The organism is Thermomicrobium sp. (assembly GCF_053493975.1).
This window is the reverse complement of the sequence record NZ_JBRBZA010000040.1, coordinates 1-15989: the sequence shown is the minus strand read 5'-3', so window position 1 is coordinate 15989 and position 15989 is coordinate 1. Positions and strand designations below refer to the sequence as shown.

General features: G+C 62.1%; 15 protein-coding genes. 7 read left to right on the top strand and 8 right to left on the bottom strand.

The features are described 5' to 3' along the window. Positions 1-11: 11 nt before the first annotated feature. Entirely contained in the window at positions 12-605 is a 594-nt protein-coding gene (locus tag ACWIVK_RS07230; RefSeq protein ID WP_448575972.1) for a c-type cytochrome, read from the top strand. A gap of 353 nt (positions 606-958) precedes the next feature. Beyond that, the gene (locus ACWIVK_RS07225; RefSeq protein ID WP_448575971.1) at positions 959-2524 is read left to right on the top strand and encodes a phytoene desaturase family protein; all 1566 of its coding nucleotides are present in this window, start codon (positions 959-961) and stop codon (positions 2522-2524) included. 59 nt (positions 2525-2583) lie between these two features. On the opposite strand, the gene ACWIVK_RS07220 is transcribed toward ACWIVK_RS07225, so the two are convergent. The 3 genes from ACWIVK_RS07220 to recN are packed head-to-tail and all read right to left on the bottom strand — an operon-like array spanning position 2584 to position 5654. Beyond that, positions 2584-3552, bottom strand: coding sequence for a TIGR03560 family F420-dependent LLM class oxidoreductase (locus ACWIVK_RS07220; RefSeq protein WP_448575970.1), 969 nt, complete (start codon positions 3550-3552; stop codon positions 2584-2586). Positions 3553-3560: 8 nt separating this feature from the next. After that, positions 3561-3854, bottom strand: a complete 294-nt coding sequence (locus ACWIVK_RS07215) for a YbaB/EbfC family nucleoid-associated protein (RefSeq protein WP_448576012.1) — start codon at positions 3852-3854, stop codon at positions 3561-3563. A 57-nt stretch (positions 3855-3911) separates the two neighbouring features. Continuing rightward, complete coding sequence (gene recN, locus ACWIVK_RS07210) at positions 3912-5654, bottom strand: DNA repair protein RecN (protein ID WP_448575969.1); 1743 nt, start codon at positions 5652-5654, stop codon at positions 3912-3914. 143 nt (positions 5655-5797) lie between these two features. On the opposite strand from recN, the gene ACWIVK_RS07205 reads away from it, so the two are divergent. Together ACWIVK_RS07205 and ACWIVK_RS07200 are read left to right on the top strand one after the other, a co-directional pair. Continuing rightward, the gene (locus ACWIVK_RS07205) at positions 5798-7546 is read left to right on the top strand and encodes an NAD+ synthase (protein ID WP_448575968.1); all 1749 of its coding nucleotides are present in this window, start codon (positions 5798-5800) and stop codon (positions 7544-7546) included. Positions 7547-7647: 101 nt separating this feature from the next. Further along, complete coding sequence (locus ACWIVK_RS07200) at positions 7648-8361, top strand: redox-sensing transcriptional repressor Rex (protein ID WP_448575967.1); 714 nt, start codon at positions 7648-7650, stop codon at positions 8359-8361. Here the strand turns inward: ACWIVK_RS07200 and ACWIVK_RS07195 are convergent. Both ACWIVK_RS07195 and ACWIVK_RS07190 read right to left on the bottom strand, forming a co-directional pair. Next, positions 8318-8776: a hypothetical protein gene (locus ACWIVK_RS07195; protein WP_448575966.1), complete on the bottom strand. Its 459-nt coding sequence runs from the start codon at positions 8774-8776 to the stop codon at positions 8318-8320. The two genes, ACWIVK_RS07200 and ACWIVK_RS07195, sit on opposite strands and share 44 nt — an antisense overlap. A gap of 352 nt (positions 8777-9128) precedes the next feature. Further along, a complete protein-coding gene (locus ACWIVK_RS07190; protein WP_448575965.1) occupies positions 9129-10043 on the bottom strand; it encodes an HpcH/HpaI aldolase/citrate lyase family protein in 915 nt (304 codons plus the stop codon). A 250-nt stretch (positions 10044-10293) separates the two neighbouring features. Here ACWIVK_RS07190 and ACWIVK_RS07185 point away from each other — a divergent pair, with 250 nt between their 5' ends. Both ACWIVK_RS07185 and ACWIVK_RS07180 read left to right on the top strand, forming a co-directional pair. Then, complete coding sequence (locus ACWIVK_RS07185) at positions 10294-10686, top strand: hypothetical protein (RefSeq protein WP_448575964.1); 393 nt, start codon at positions 10294-10296, stop codon at positions 10684-10686. A gap of 4 nt (positions 10687-10690) precedes the next feature. Further along, positions 10691-11506 carry a DUF429 domain-containing protein gene (locus tag ACWIVK_RS07180; protein ID WP_448575963.1) on the top strand — a complete coding sequence of 272 codons (816 nt, stop codon included), beginning with the start codon at positions 10691-10693 and terminating at the stop codon, positions 11504-11506. On the opposite strand, the gene ACWIVK_RS07175 is transcribed toward ACWIVK_RS07180, so the two are convergent. Continuing rightward, positions 11470-12675 (bottom strand): glycosyltransferase, encoded by a 1206-nt coding sequence (locus ACWIVK_RS07175; protein WP_448575962.1) that lies wholly within the window; start codon positions 12673-12675, stop codon positions 11470-11472. The two genes, ACWIVK_RS07180 and ACWIVK_RS07175, sit on opposite strands and share 37 nt — an antisense overlap. Positions 12676-12797: 122 nt before the next feature. Here ACWIVK_RS07175 and ACWIVK_RS07170 point away from each other — a divergent pair, with 122 nt between their 5' ends. Next, positions 12798-13778 (top strand): hypothetical protein, encoded by a 981-nt coding sequence (locus ACWIVK_RS07170; protein WP_448575961.1) that lies wholly within the window; start codon positions 12798-12800, stop codon positions 13776-13778. Between the two features lies 1 nt (position 13779). Here the strand turns inward: ACWIVK_RS07170 and aroF are convergent, their stop codons facing one another. Together aroF and ACWIVK_RS07160 are read right to left on the bottom strand one after the other, a co-directional pair. Then, positions 13780-14802: a 3-deoxy-7-phosphoheptulonate synthase gene (gene aroF / locus ACWIVK_RS07165; RefSeq protein WP_448575960.1), complete on the bottom strand. Its 1023-nt coding sequence runs from the start codon at positions 14800-14802 to the stop codon at positions 13780-13782. Positions 14803-15178: 376 nt separating this feature from the next. Further along, positions 15179-15989 (bottom strand): zinc-binding dehydrogenase (locus tag ACWIVK_RS07160; RefSeq protein ID WP_448575959.1); only part of this gene is annotated, 811 nt, incomplete at its 5' end.

Genomic DNA, 15989 nt, shown 5'->3' with positions numbered 1-15989 from the left:
GGATGCGGAGAATGGCACGAAGTTCTATCCGCTCGACAACTGCACGTCGCCTCGTGCTCGGTTTCCTCGCCGGCACAGCGCTGGCGTTGCTCGGAGGCGCATGCGTCTCGTCGAACACCTACCCGATCGACTTCTTCAGCGAAATGCACTACCAGAAGTCGTTCCGTGCGCAGGAGCCTCCGCGCCTGGATGTTCCAGCTGGCGTCGTCCCCATCACAGGAGGCGAACCACAGTACACGCTCGAAGAAGCGCGCAACCTTCGAAATCCCCTGGCCAACGATCCACAGGCTGCGGCAAGCGGGCAGCAACTCTACGCAGCCAACTGTGTCTCCTGCCACGGTCCCCAGGGTGAAGGCAACGGCCCCATGTCGGCGTATTGGCGGGCCGTACAAGGCAGCGTTCCGCCGACCAATCTTAAGGATCCCGCTGTCGTCGCTCGTACCGATGGAGAACTCTTCTGGATCTTGACCTACGGCTATACGTCGCCCGAAAACCAGGTGCAGTACCCACATAACATCACCAATATGCCCGCGTTCGGTAAGCTCCTCACCCCAGAGCAACGGTGGGCGCTCGTGAGCTACATTCGCGAACTCCAGAAGCAGTAGTCGCGTCGTCTTTGCGCAGTACGCCGAGCACCTGGCCGTTGGCCGGGTGCTCTTTTCGCTGGCAGATAGTCGTGATCGTCTCTCGACAGCGGATTGATACCTGTCGTGTGCTTCTCTCCGCATGTCGAGTGGGAGAGTATTCGCCGACAGGCAACGGACAGCCGCACTGAGCAACTCGTCGTCACGAAAGCCCATCCGCGCTGACACCGCGCTGCGCTGCACGACCCTGTATGCTTCGTGGCACCTCCGTGTCCTTCGCTCGATCGACGGCGAATCTGGGCTTGCACATCTTCGCACGATGCGTCACGATGGTTTTAGGCGGGATGGATCGTGCGAGATACCGAGGAGGCATCATGGCAGGACCTCAGTACGATGCGATCGTCATCGGATCCGGGCACAACGGTCTGATCGCAGCCGGCTACCTGGCCAAAGCTGGTAAGCGGGTGCTCGTTCTCGAACGACGTCCGATCATCGGTGGAGCGACCGTCACCGAGGAACATTTCCCTGGTTACCGTCTATCCACTTGCTCCTATGTATGCAGCCTGCTTCTTCCCGAAGTAGTCCGCGACCTGGAGATGCCGAAGTACGGTTACGAGGTCCGTCCCTTCGATCCACAATATTTCGTTCCTTTCCCGGATGGGCGTTACCTCATGGTCTTTCTCGACGAACGACGGACCCACGAAGAATTAGCCAAGTTCTCTCGACGCGATGCGGAACGATGGCATGACTACTGGGCCATGTGGAACCGCATGATCGCTCGCTTCCGGCCATTCATTCTGCGTCCAGCACCGACGCTCACCGAACTCGAACGAGCATTCGACGGGCCGGACGGGCTGGAGGATCTCCGCACACTGCTCCTCAAGAGCATCGCTGAAGTGTTGGACACGTTTTTCGAGAGCGAGGAAATCAAGGCTCCCCTCTGTACTGGTGGTGTGATCGGTGTGAACCTCGGCCCCAAGTCACCTGGCAGTGCCTATGTGAAGTTTCATCATCTCTTGGGGAATCTCAACGGTCACCAAGGTGCGTGGGGCTTCGTCCGCGGCGGGATGGGCAGCATCGCCGAAGCGCTCGCCGGCTTCTGCCGCGATCACGGCGTGACGATCCTCACGAATGCTGAAGTCGCTGAGATCGACGTCAGCGACGGAGCGGCCCGTGGTGCCCGGCTTTCCGACGGACGACGCTTCTCAGCGCGCGTCATCCTCTCCAATGCCGACCCCCAGCGAACCTTCCTCCGAATGGTCCCAGCGAACGCTCTGCCGGCTTCCTTCCGCGACGCGATCGCACGCATGAAAGTCAAAGGCTCGGTCGTCAAGGTACTCCTGGGATTGAACCAGCTGCCGAACTTCCGCTGTTTGCCCGGAACCGAGATCGGCCCCCAGCACACCGGTGGGATCGTCATCAACCCCTCGATCGACTACCTCGAACGAGCTTGGGAAGACTGCAAGCACGGCCGACCATCTGCTCGACCGTTCATGGACTGCTACATCCAGTCAGCGACCGAGGACGGTCTCGCCCCGCCCGGCAAGCACGTCATGTCCCTGTACGTCCAATACGCACCGTACGACCTGGCTGAAGGCACCTGGGAGGAACGCAAAGACGAGATCGGTCGCACCATCATCGATACGCTCGCCGAATATGCGCCCAACATCTGGGATGCGATCGAGTACATGAGCGTCCTCGGCCCGCGCGATATCGAAGATGTCATCGGCATCACCGGCGGAAACATCTTTCATGGCGAGATCACGCCTGATCAGATGTTCGTCTTCCGCCCGGCCCCCGGCTTCTCCGGTTACGAATCTCCTATCGAGCGACTCTACCTCTGTGGCTCGGGAGCCTGGCCAGGTGGAGCAGTTTTCGGAGCCCCCGGACGCAACTGTGCACTGCAAGTCTTGACCGATCTGGAGCGTCGTGGAGATTGAGCACCTCTACGAGGCTCAGCCGATTTCGGGTGGTGTGGGGGCAATCCCCACACCACCTGTCACGCTGCATCCGCCACAGCGGGCACGACTTCACGGGCGAACAGTGCCAGTGCTTCGGTATCATCGAGGTCGAACGTCTGCAGCATGATCCGCTGCACGCCGATACGCGCCCGCGTTCGGATCTGTTCGACCACTTCTTCCGGTGATCCCACCAGCCAGTTGCGTCGTCGCGCTTCCGCGAGGATCGCCTCTGGCGGCCGATCGCTCCACTGCGGGAACCAGACCGCGAGCCTACGTGCCCGCTCCAAAAGTTCCGTCTGATCGCGCCCGATGATGTGCGCCACCATCCACGAACAGACGATCGAGTCAGGATCGCGACCCTGTTCGCGACAATATTCCCGCAAGAGCTCGATCTTCCGCTGGTGATCGACGAGATCGACGTTGGTGACATTCCACTCGTTCGCATACCGCGCTGCCAGCCGAAGCGTCCGGTGCTCACCCCGACCACCGATCACGATCGGCACGCGATTCCCTTGTCGGGGTCGTGGACGAAGCTGGGCACGCTCCAACCGGAAATACTGCCCCTCGTACGAAACCTCTTCGCCGGTCCAGAGAAGCTGGATCACTTGCAACGCTTCCGCCAAGCGATCCAAGCGCTCGCGGACCGACAAGAGCGGGAAGCCGAACCCCTGATGTTCACGCTCGTACCATCCTGCTCCGAGACCCAGAACGTATCGCCCGCCGGACACATGATCGAGCGCGACCGCATGCTGAGCGAGTTCGACCGGATGACGAAAGCTCACCGGTGAGACCAACTGCCCGAAGGTGATCCGCTGGCTCCGCAGTGCGACCACCGTCAGCGATGGCCATAAGGCCAGTGTCTCCCGCTCGGGAACACCCAGCACGGAAAAGAGATGGTCCGATCGCCAGAGCGACTCGAAGCCCAGTCGCTCGGCCAGTTCGATCAGCCGCAGCCAACGCTGCCACGTGACGTCTTCCTGTCCCTCGATCATCAGTCCGATCTGCATCGAACCCCTCACAGCCCCGGGAACGGTAACCCGAGTCCGCCCGCCAGCGCACCCATCTTGGTCGTCACGGCCTCCTCCACGCGTCGCAGCGCATCGTTGACTGCCGCGGCAACGAGGTCCTCCAACATCTCGGTATCCCCGGCCTCGACCAGCGTCGGATCGATCGAGACCCGTCGCACGTGACGCAACCCGTCCAGCTCGACGCGCACCGCACCACCCCCAGCCGAGCCTTCGACGACCAACTCCGCAAGTTCTGCCTGCATTTTCGCCAACTGCTCTTGGACTTGCTTCAAGAGACGCATGTTCGGCTGCACCACTTTCCTCCTAACTTCACGCACTCTCGCTGATTCGCTCGCGCGTCATGTCCCAGCACCTGCCCCAGCCAGTTGCAGCTTTCGACGCCCCAGCCGTTCCAACATCGCGCGCGCGTTCGCCAGCGACTCCGGGGTAACCGGTATTCCATCGAGCATCGCGGCCAATTCCTCGAGGCGCGCTTCCCCTTCCAACTCATGCACCGCCGTCTCCGTCAGCCCGTTCACCACAGTCTTCGTGATCTTGTAATGCCGATCGGCGAACGCTGCGATCTGCGGCAGGTGACTGATCACGATGACCTGATGCGCTCGGGAGAGCTGCCAAAGTCGCTCCCCGACGACCTGCGCACTCCGACTCCCGATCCCGACATCGACCTCGTCGAACACGAGGGTCGGAGTCTCATCGACCTCCGAAAGGATCGACTTCAGTGCGAGCATCAGGCGAGCCATTTCCCCACCGGAGGCGACCCGCGCCAGCGGCCGCAATTCCTGGCCCGGATTGGGGGCGATCAAGAACTCGATCCGATCCCATCCTGTCTCGCCACAGCCTGCGGCGCGCTCTTGCTCGTTGCCAGTTTCGTCGGGCTGATCGAACGCGACCGCGAAGGAACCTTGTCCCAACCGGAGATCCCGCATCGCTGCACTCATCGCCTGCTCGAGCACCCGTGCGGCTGCACGGCGCCGAGCACTCAATTCGCGCGCCAGCTCGACCACGGCCCGAGCGAGCGTGTCCGCCCGTCTCTCGAGCTCGGCGATCGTCTCTTCACCAGTTTCCAATGCAGCCAGTTCACGCAGAGCCTCTTCGGCATATGCCAGGATCTCCTCGACCGTCGCCCCATATTTCCGCTTGAGCCGTCTCAGGAGATCGAGCCGCTCTTCGATGACCGTCAAGCGGCCTGGATCGGCCTCGACGCTTTCCGCATAGGTGCGCGCGGTCCGCACTACCTCTTCGACCGTATACAGCGCCTCGCGGAGCTGATCGGCCAATCCCCTTTGCTCGGGATCCAAACGCCCGAGTTCTTCCAGGCGCAGTACCGCGCGACGCAACGCATCGAGGGGCGCGAACTCGTCACCATCGAGGCTCGACGCCACCTCGGCTGCCAGCGACGCCAACCGCTCTGCATTCTGCAAGCGGTTTCGCTCCAGCACCAGCTCCTCTTCCTCGCCGACACGCAAGCGGGCACGAGCGATCTCGTCGACCTGATACCGCAGAAGATCGCGTCGCTGCTCGCGTTCCCTCGTTCGCGTCCGCAGTTGCTCTAGTTCCCGGCGAACAGCACGCAGCTCGCGCACGAGCCGTGCCAACTCGTTGCGGAGCGGGAGCACACCAGCGAAACGATCCAAGAGTTCGAGCTGCCGGTCAGCACGGAGCAAGGAGAGATGATCGCTCTGACCGTGAATATCCATCAGTCTCGCTCCGAGCGCCGCGAGGACACTCGCCGGGATCGCCTGTCCGTTCACGCGCGCGACGCTGCGTCCACTGGCCTGAATCTCTCGCGAAACAATCAGCTGTCCATCCTCCAGGTCGATCCCATGGCCCGAGAGCAAAGCCTGCAAGTCGGTTGCCTGCTCTCGCCCACTGAGATCGAAAATCGCTTCGACCCAGGCACGAGGAGCTCCATTCCTGACTAGATCACTCGAGGCACGGGCACCGAGCACGAGGCCAAGCGCATCGATCAGGATCGATTTCCCCGCACCAGTCTCGCCGGTCAATGCCGTCAGTCCGGGGCCGAAATCCAACTGTACCTCACGGATGATCGCTATGTTGCGAATCGTCAGCTGGAGCAGCATCGTCGTCTCGTTCCACGGCAACCCCAAGGGCCGACTCGAGGACTCTCTCCAAATTGTACGGCATGGCTGCAGTACCGCTCTTGCTAAACTGAGCGACAGCGAACGATGGACGCGAGGGGGAGGTACCGCGAGTGGTGAAGGAGATGACGCGCGACACGTGGCGGATCGCGCTCGCACAGATCGATCCGACAGTCGGTGACTTCTCGGGAAACGTCCGCCTCATCCGCGAGCGCGCCCGGGAAGCGGCCCAAGTCGGTGCCCATATCGTCGCCTTTCCCGAACTCGCCATCACCGGCTACCCACCAGAAGATCTGCTGCTCAAGGTCAGTTTCATCGACGCAGCTCGCCGCGCGCTTCATCTCCTCCTCGACGCCGTACCGGATCGCGTCCTCATCGTCGGCCTACCATGGGTCGAGAGCGGCATCCTCTATAACGGGGCCGCTCTCCTGGCCCGTGGCGAGATCGTGGCCGTTGTCCCCAAACACCATCTCCCGACCTATGGTGTCTTTGACGAGGATCGCTACTTCGCACGTGGAAGTCACACGTTTCGGTTTCTCTGGGGCAATCTTCGGTTCGGTGTCACTATCTGCGAAGATATTTGGTACCCGATCGGACCCGCCAGCAGCCTGGCTACCCGCGGGATCGACTTGCTCGTCAACATCAATGGTTCGCCGTACCATCGCGGGAAGTGGCTGCAGCGACAGGTGATGCTCCAGACCCGTGCCACCGATGCCGGCTGCTATTTGGCTTACGTCAACATGGTCGGTGGGCAGGACGAGCTGGTCTTCGACGGCAACAGCATCGTGCTCGACCCCAACGGGACGATCCTCGCTCGCGGCGCATCCTTCGAAGAGGACCTCATCGTCGTCGACCTTCCGATCACGCGCGTGCTCGCGAGCTGGCTGCACGACCCGCGCCGACGCTGGCTCGCCCGAGCAGAGGCGCAACCAGCGCTGCCGGTGGCCGATCGCGAGATTCCCCTACCCGTGCCTGGCGATCAGCTCCCACCCTTGCCGGAGAGCGTCCAGCGGCCACGCACGCCTCTGGAGGGCGTCGCGGAAGTCTACCAGGCTCTCGTCACCGGTGTTCGCGGCTATGTACGCAAAACCGGATTCCGCAGTGCTGTGATCGGGTTGTCTGGAGGGATCGATTCGTCCCTGACAGCATGCATCGCCGCAGACGCTCTCGGTCCGGAGAATGTCACCGGCCTCTCGATGCCCAGCCGATACTCCTCGCGCCACAGCATCGAGGATGCCGAAGCGCTGGCCCGAAACCTCGGTATTCGCTTTCTGATCGTACCGATCGATCCGATTCATCGCGTCTTCCGCGACGTGCTGGCACCGCTCGGTAATCAGTCAGAGGAGCCGGATGTGGCAGACGAAAATCTGCAGGCGCGCATCCGCGGCACGATTCTCATGACGTATTCCAATCGCTTCGGTCCGATCGTGCTCACCACTGGGAACAAGTCCGAAATGGCCTGTGGCTATGCGACGCTTTACGGAGATATGGCAGGGGGCTTCGCCGTCCTCAAAGATGTCCCGAAACTCCTCGTCTACCAACTCGCGCGCTATCGCAACAGCATCTCGCCGGTCATTCCCGAACGTGTCTTCGTCAAGCCACCGTCTGCGGAACTTCGTCCGAACCAGAAGGACGTCGATACGCTCCCGCCCTTCGAAATTCTCGATCCACTCCTGGAGCTCTACGTCGAGCAGGATCTCAGCCGAGAGGAATTGATCCGGCATGGATTCGATCCTGAAATCGTCGACCGCGTCATCATGATGGTCGATCGCGCCGAATACAAGCGTCGACAAGCGGCACCAGGCGTCAAGCTGACGCCGCGTGCCTTCGGACGCGATCGCCGCTTACCCATTGCCAACTGGTTCCATGGCTGACATCACGTTGTCGCGCGACCGGCCATCCTGGTACAGTTGCGCTACGCAACGCATCGTGATCGTTCTCACGAGTTTCGAACGGAGACGGGGGGCGAGAGGGCGTGCGCAACGGACCAGTTCCGGACATCGTCGTCCGGCGCTTGCCGCTCTACTTGCGAACGCTGCGGCAACTCCAACGAGCGGGGTACCGCACGGTCTCCTCCGAGGAACTGGCTCAGGTGCTCGGCGTCACCGCTGCGCAGATCCGACGTGACCTCTCGTATTTCGGTCGCTTCGGCAAGCAAGGTTACGGCTATCCGGTGGCCGCACTCATTCGCGAGTTGGAGGGTGTCCTTCACCTCGATCGTCTCTGGAACGTGGCACTCGTCGGTTACGGCAAACTCGGCCAAGCCATCGCGCACTACGGCGAGTTCGAACCCAATGGTTTCCGCATCACGGCGATCTTCGCTAAGAGCCCCGAGCATATCGGACAGATCGCCAACGGTGTCGTCGTCCTACCGGCGACCGAAATCGAGCGGGTGGTCCGCGAGCAAGGCATCCGTATCGGCATCATCGCCGTACCGCCCGAGGCAGCGCAAGAAGTGGCCGAGAAGCTCGTGGCTGGCGGAGTGCGCGCGATTCTCAACTATGCGCCGACCGTACTCCACGTCCCGCCAGAAGTCACCGTACGAGAAATCGATCCCATCAGCGCTCTCCAAAGCATGACCTTCTACCTCGATGATCGTCCTAGCGTTGCGGGAAACGGGCAGGGTGAGCAGTCGTTCGCTGACGTCATGGAACGATCCCCCGTAGAGAAACGTCCGGCAGCACACTGATCAAGGACACCAGCAGCAAGAGATCACCGACGAAGAGCACAGCGACGATCGCGAGTGGTAACGTGATACCGATGCCCTCCAGGTACTGATCCACACCAGCAATCTGGCTGATCAGAAGAAGGTACGCCGCCCAACCGAACGCAAGTAGGATGCTCCCCAGCAGCAAGACCGGCGTCATACCGAGTTCACGCCAAACTATGACTGCCAGATTCATGAGCAGGAGTACGATGCCGGGAAACACTAGGATGCCGACTGCTGTCCAGAGAAGGCGAACGCTGTCCGACGAGACCCAACCATCGGCTGGTCGACGGACGCGCGGCCAATCCTGCTCGAGATAGTCCTCGGTCAACTCGATCGTCACGAGGAGCAGCGCACTCACCAGGACCAGCAGCCACAGCCACAGGTCGAACGACACGCACGGCCTCCCGCCTGCCTCTCCGGGCTACCCTACCCGTTCACCCCTCCCCGGCATGGGCGCCTCGCTCGAACCCTAGCATGATCTCGCCCAGCGAGCAATCGTACCGACCCGTACCCCTCAGTAGTGCCCGACGCTGTTCTTCTACCGAGGGACAACCAGCGGGCGAGCAGCCGTGGCAACCATCCAGCCGACCAGACACACGGTCGGCCGGGCTCGACGCGAACCAGCGACTGATCCTGGGTTGGGGAGACCACGCGCGAGAGAGCGATCGGAAGAAGTCATCCCAGACAATGGGCGCACGCACGCACCGACCGACAGCCGGTCGGAACTGCTGCGAGAGGGCCAGGTCTCAAAAACCTCGCCCTGCAGCCCGCGCACGGGCGAGCGTACTCTCAGCCATCCGCACGCTCGCTGCGTCGATCATCGTCGACCCCACCGCCAGTGCCCCACGACGCTGACGTTCAGCCTCGTGATACGCCTTGAGCACCTCTTTCGCCCACGCGATCTCCGCGTCGGTCGGCGTGAAGACCTCGTTGACGATCGAGATCTGTGCCGGATGAATGCACCACTTGCCGTCGTACCCCAGCGCGCGTGCTCGGCGGGCTGCTCGCCGTAGTCCCTCGTTGTCACGATAATCCGCATACGGTCCGTCGATAGCACGGAGCCCGTAGGCTCGAGCGGCTACCAGCAGTTGGTGCATGGGATAATGAAGCCGGGGCGCCCCGTAGGCAGCGTCCCACTCGTCCTCCATACCGATCGCACTCATCGGCATGCCGACCGAGGCCGCATAGTCGCCCGGACCGAAGACGAGCGCGCGGAGGCGCTCGCATGCGCCTGCGATACTCCCAGCGTGGAGGATGCCGCTCGCCGTCTCCAGCTGTACCTCCAGCTGCACACGATGCCCGATTCCACCCGCTGCCTCGAGTTGATCGAGCAAGCTATCGATCGTATGGACGTGTTCTGGTCGATCGACTTTCGGGACGATGATGAGATCGATCCGATGACCAGCTCCTTCGAGCAGTTCCAGGAGATCGCGATAACAATATGGCGAATCGAGAGCATTGATCCGCACGGCACGCGGTCGGCCGCGCCAATCCAACTCGTTCACGGCGCGAACGACGTTGCGCCGTGCTTCTGCTTTCGCAGTCTCAGCGACCGAATCCTCGAGATCCAAGAAGACCAGATCAGCATCGGACCGCAAGGCCTTCTCGAACAGCTCAGGCCGCCCGCCCGGCACCGAGAGAACGCTCCGTTCCGGGTGCATGACCCTACTTCCCCCTTCCGCTCACTCCCAAAGCGCAGAATAACAGCTCCTGACCCGAGTCGTGCAGATCCGGCCGATGGAGCGACCGATGCGCGATCGTCTCCGGCGAAACGCTGCAACCATCGATCGTCTCAGGCGTCGTTCCGACGACATCCCATCTCCGCAATCGTGCATGGATGAATGGAAACCCGCACTGCGGTGTGCCGGACGACCATTGCTCCACAAGGTACACTCCGGAGAGGGTGCCGCGATGGATCACTGGGTAAAGCTCGCCAGCGATTTTGCCGATCGTGTCGTCGGGATGACCGGCCAAAAACTCGATTTCTCGCTCGCGTCGCTGGCGGTTCTCGATGATCTCCTCGACGAGTGGCTCCATCTCTCCCGCGTCTATGGGAGCGAACGCCCAGACGATCTCTCGAACCTCGAGTTTCCCCTGGTCGCCTATGTGGGAGAGACCTTCCGCCGCGCCTACGGTGGAACGTGGATCGAGCGCCCCACTGGCCCAGTGCTGCGCATCGCGCAGACGATCGAGTTGGATCTGCGCCCTCTGGTGCAGGCTATTCTCGCCCAGCAGCACCCGCCCGCTTTCGCTCGCCTCGCCGCGGCGCTCGATCGCGAACTGGAGGAGCGACTCGGAGAGTGACCCCATGCGCATCATCGGCATCGATTTCAGTGCGGCACGCGACGCGAGTCGCAAAATCTGGCTCGCTTTTGGAAACGCTGACAACGACCAGCTCCACATCGAGACGCTCGCACCGATCGAAACGCTTGCCGATCGGCGACTCGCGAATGCCTCTGCTGTCCTCACTCGGATCATCGCCGCCAGCGGACCCTCGATCGTCGCCTGCGATGCATGCTTCGGACTTCCGCTGCCCTCCAGCACTGCCCCCTGGCGCACCTGGCTACTCAGCTACCCCAGCCGTTTTGCGGACGCCGAGCAGCTGCGGCAGGCAGGAAGGGATGCACGCGGGAGGGAACGAAAGCGCTTGACCGATCGCGTCGCTCGCGCCCCCTTCGCACCGACCAATCTGCGTATCTATCGGCAGACGCACAGCTGGCTGCGCGATGTCCTTCATCCACTCGTCGTTGCTGACGCTATCGCCGTCGCCCCCTTCGAACGATGGCGAGAGGACCGTCCGTTTCTGTTCGAAGTTTGTCCCAGCGTGTCCCTTCGCGAACTCGGCTTACCCAATCGTCGATACAAGGGCACCGATCTCCATCGACGGCAGTGTCGGCGCGACATCCTCACGGGACTCACTCGGCTCGGGCTCGATCTGCCGAGCCCCCTCGCGAGCCTTGCACTGGACGATCCGGGCGGCGATGCTCTGGACGCCCTCGTCGCCGCGATCACTGCGTGGTGGGTCGTGCGGGAGGAACTGCTCGGCTGCCCGCTTCCAGAGGAAGCCTTCGTCGAGGGGTGGATTTACTACCCGGTCCACGTTTCCAAAGCGAACTGTCGGTAGACTGCAAGCAACTGCTCGCCGATCCGGTCCCAGTCATACGACCGCTCGACCAATCGACGAGCCTCTGCGGCCAGCGCCGCACGGTGGTGGGACGAAGAGAGAAGGTCGACCACTGCGGACCCGAAGGACGCCGCATCGTCCGCGACCAGGACATGACGACCCGGCTCAGCATCGATCCCTTCGAGACCCAGGCTGGTCGTCACGACGGGACGACCAGCCGCGAACGCTTCCAGGATCTTGAGACGCGTCCCACTGCCCGCCCGGAGCGGCACGACAACGACACTCGCTCGGGCGAGCCAGGGCGTCACAACTGGTACAGTACCGATGAGACGGACTCCGTCGATCGCTGACAGCACCCCAAGAGCGGATGGGGGGTCGTAGCCGACGATACTGAAACGCGCCGAAGGAATGCGCGCACGGATCGCTGGCCAGACCTCGCGAACGAACCAGAGTACGCCTTCGACGTTCGGCCAGTAGCGGAGATTGCCCACGAAGACGATGTGATCGGGTTCAGCGGCATCGAAGGGGAGAAAGGGCATCTGCCTCACATCCACCCCGTTCGGGATCACCGCGACACGCCGAGCACCGCATCGACGCATTTCTTCCGCTTCGACCCGCGAGACCGCAAGACAGAGCGATGCCCGCCGCCAAGCTGTGATCTCCTCTCGCCGCACGCGCTGGCACTCGCGACGCATCCAGAGACCGCGCAACCATCCGGAACGCTGGCTGATCCGCTCCAGCACCCGATGCTCGATATTGTGCCCATCGATGACGAGAGGCAAGGATCGTGGCAGGGGCAGCAAGCCGAGAGGACTGTATTCGACCTGAACAATGTCGAAACGCTGCCAGTCCAGGCGCCGGAGTTCGTCGAGCAAAGGACCCGCCAGCATCCAGTAGAGAGCCGATCGTGAGGAAACGAGCGATCGTGACTGCCACAGCCGCTTTGCTCTCGTCGGTCCTTCACCGATCACCCAGCCAACGGAAACTGGTATCACGGCGATCGGAGCGAGCGCTCTTCGCGCTTCCTCTGGATCGAGTCGCGCGGGCTTGCTCGCGAGCAGCGTCACGTCGTGTTCACGAGCCAAGGCACGGAGGAGCTGCGCGATGCGGATCGCGCCTCCTGAGTGATTCGGATAAGGCAACACTGGTGACACGACGAGAATCCGCACGCCCGCTCCCCGCACACCACGAGGCTGCGAAGAACGATTCTACCTGTCCTCGGACTGACGACCCTCGGTTTGCGCGGGGCGTATACTCACGTTCCGAACGGAATCGGCAAGGAGTTTTCGCCGTGTCAGCACAGTCCAGTCCGCTGTGGCCATTACTCGAGAGAGCGCTCGCGCAGCTCCATCCCGGGCGCAAGGTGCGTCTCGTCCGCATGTCGGCGCAGCCCCATGTACACCGCGGCTTTTGGCGTGTGGAGGCTCACCTTTCGCCGACGCACGAACAGCTGGCTTTCGCTGTCTTGGTACTCGACCGCGAGGGTACCGAATTTACTGCGCCCGAGCGCTATGCCGCTGCGGCTGCAACGACTCTGCCAGCACCAGTCCTGCTGGCAACAGCCGCGGATCCCTATCGACTCGTCTTGCTCTTTCAAGTACCACAAGGCACCAATTTCGATGACGAGTTGCGACGAGCCGCTGCTCCCTGGCGAGTGAGCGCTGCCGCAGTCAGTCTCGCACGGTTTTTCGCGCGATTGCACTCGACACCGACGCATGCATTCGAGCCCATCACCACGCTGCAACCTGCATCACCAACCGACGAACAGCGCCTCAGCCAACTCGCAGCGATGGCTCGCGACTTCGACGACCCGCTACGGAGTTCGGTGGAGCGTGCACTGGATTGGATCGATCAGGAACTCGATCACTCGCCAGCCCTGGTACCTACCGTCGGCTGCCTGCGATTGCCCACGCTCTACGAGGATTCCGGTGAGATCGCAACGGCTTTTTGTTGGGAACACCTTGCCCGACGTCCAGCCGCAGTCGACCTCGCGTGCCTGCTGCCGGAGCTCCGCTTTCTGCCACCAGAGGAGCGAGCGCGCTTCCTCACTGTCTTTCTCGCTGCCTACGCCGATGTGGCCCCCGTTGCCATCGATGATGTCGCACCGCGCGCACTCCTTGACCTGATCGAGCGAGTCCTCATCGCACAGTCTGCTCGCGCTTCCACTGCCACCTCCTTCCGAAACCAGTCTCCCGGCCAGGAAACCGTGACATTGATCGACCACGCGATGCGAGCAGCACGCGATGGGTTACCGTCACTCGCCCTGTTGTGAATTAGACCGCAACCAACTCCTCGATCGTTTCCCTGAGCATCCGAACTCGCCGAACGATGCTGGCGAGCGTGGTTGGATCGATCGATTGCCGACCATCGACCAGGGCTGCCTCAGGCGCCGTGTGAACCTCCACGATGATCCCGTGCGCCCCAGCAGCGATAGCTGCCAACGACATCGGTGGAACCAGCTCTCGCAGTCCCGTTCCATGGCTCGGATCGACGATGATCGGCAAGTGACTCAGTTGCCGTACGAGCGGGACCGCATTCAGGTCGAGCATGAAGCGAGTTGCTGGTTCGAAACTGCGGACCCCCCGCTCACACAACACGACCTGATCGTTACCACCGGCCAGAAGATACTCAGCTGCCAAGAGCCACTCTTCGATCGTCGCCGCAAAGCCACGCTTGAGGAGTACGGGTTTCCCGGTCGCCGCAACTTTCCTCAGGAGGGCGAAGTTCATCATGTTCCGGCTACCGATCTGCAGCATATCGGCATACCGAGCGACCAACTCGACCAGTTCGGTATCCAAGACTTCCGTGACGATCGGGAGACCTGTCTTTTCGCGGGCTTCAGCGAGGAGTTCCAGTCCGCGCTCCCCGAGACCTTGGAAACTGTACGGAGACGTGCGAGGTTTGAAGGCACCACCGCGGAGCATCGAGCCACCAGCCTCCCGGACAGCCTCTGCGATCCGAAAGAGTTGGTCGCGATTTTCCACAGTACAGGGGCCAGCGATGATCACCGGCTGCTTCGCACCGATCTCCACCGGTCCGACACGCACCACGGTGCCTTCGGGACGAGACGAGCGGGCAGCCAAACAGTACGGTTGGTCCGGTCGAAGCAGCCTTTCCACCGCTGGATGGCGAAGCAACTCTTGTTCGACTTCCGCTGGTACCGCCCGCCCGTTGACACTTAGAACCGGGGTTCCACCGAGCGCGAGCAGCGTCACGTCCAATCCTGCACGACGTAAGGCGGCGGCAAGAGCTTCGCTTTCCTGTTCATCCGTCCCAGGGCGCAAGCGGACGATCATTACTCGATCCTCCCTTCCCATCGGTGTCCTCGCTCCAAAACGAAACGGGCAGAGGTGTCACCTCTGCCCGCCGGCGTCGCTGGCTTGTGGGCTACGGGTTCAGCGCTTCAGCACCCGGCACCCCGCCAGCAACGCCGGCGAGGTAAAGTAGTACGCGAACCAAACCTGGTGCCGAAGCGAAACGCCACCCATAGCAAGAGTCACTATAGCCACTCGACAGGTTCCTGTCAATCACCTCGCCAGTCAGTGCTGCTGGCTACGCTTCCCCGCCACCACCGTTCCCCAGAGAAGAACCGACAACTGGTACGGGTTCGCTCTTTGCAAGTCAGCACCATGGCGCCGTTCCAGCGCGAAACCTATCCAAAACCCTCTCCACTCAATCGAATACCAATACCCCCCGCAGCAGCCTACCCTCCCCGAGATCGAGGAACGCTCGATTGATCTCCTCGAAGCGATAGCGCTTCGTCACGAGCTCGTCCAGCTTCAGTTTTCCGTCCTTGAACAGTTCCAAAAGTCGAGGGATATCCACCCGCGGCACGTTATGCCCGAAGATGGTTCCAACGATCTCTTTCGCGAGCAACATGAAGTCGTACGGAGTGATGTTCATGCGATCCATCCGGCGATCCGACGCGCCGACGATGACCGTTCGCCCCGCTTTGCGCGTCGCCCGCACACCCTGCCCGATGATGTCCGCCGTCACCAGGGAAACCGTCAACAAGACCGCGTCGGCTCCCACGCCATGCGTGATATCGAGTACCCGCTGCACGGGATCCTCTCGGGATGCATTGATCGTGTGGGTCGCGCCGAATTCCCTGGCCTTCTCGAGTTTCCAGTCCACCAGATCGATGGCGATGACCTTCTCGGCACCCGCCAGAGCTGCTCCTTGCACGGCATTCATCCCCACCCCGCCCGTCCCGAAGATGGCCACCGTCTCCCCGGGCCGCACGCGTGCCCGGTTGACGGCCGCACCCCAGCCGGTGGGCACCGCACAGCCGACCAAGCAGGCGCGATCGAGCGGGAGATCGGGATCGATCTCGATCACCGAATCGACGGGACAGACGGTGTACTCGCTGAAGGCCGAGACGAGTGCGAATTGCGCAATGTCTTGCCCGTCCTTGTGGAAACGGAAGGTCCCATCGAGCTGGGCGCCTTGAGTCAGCAGAATACCGCGATCGCAGAGCGCTGCC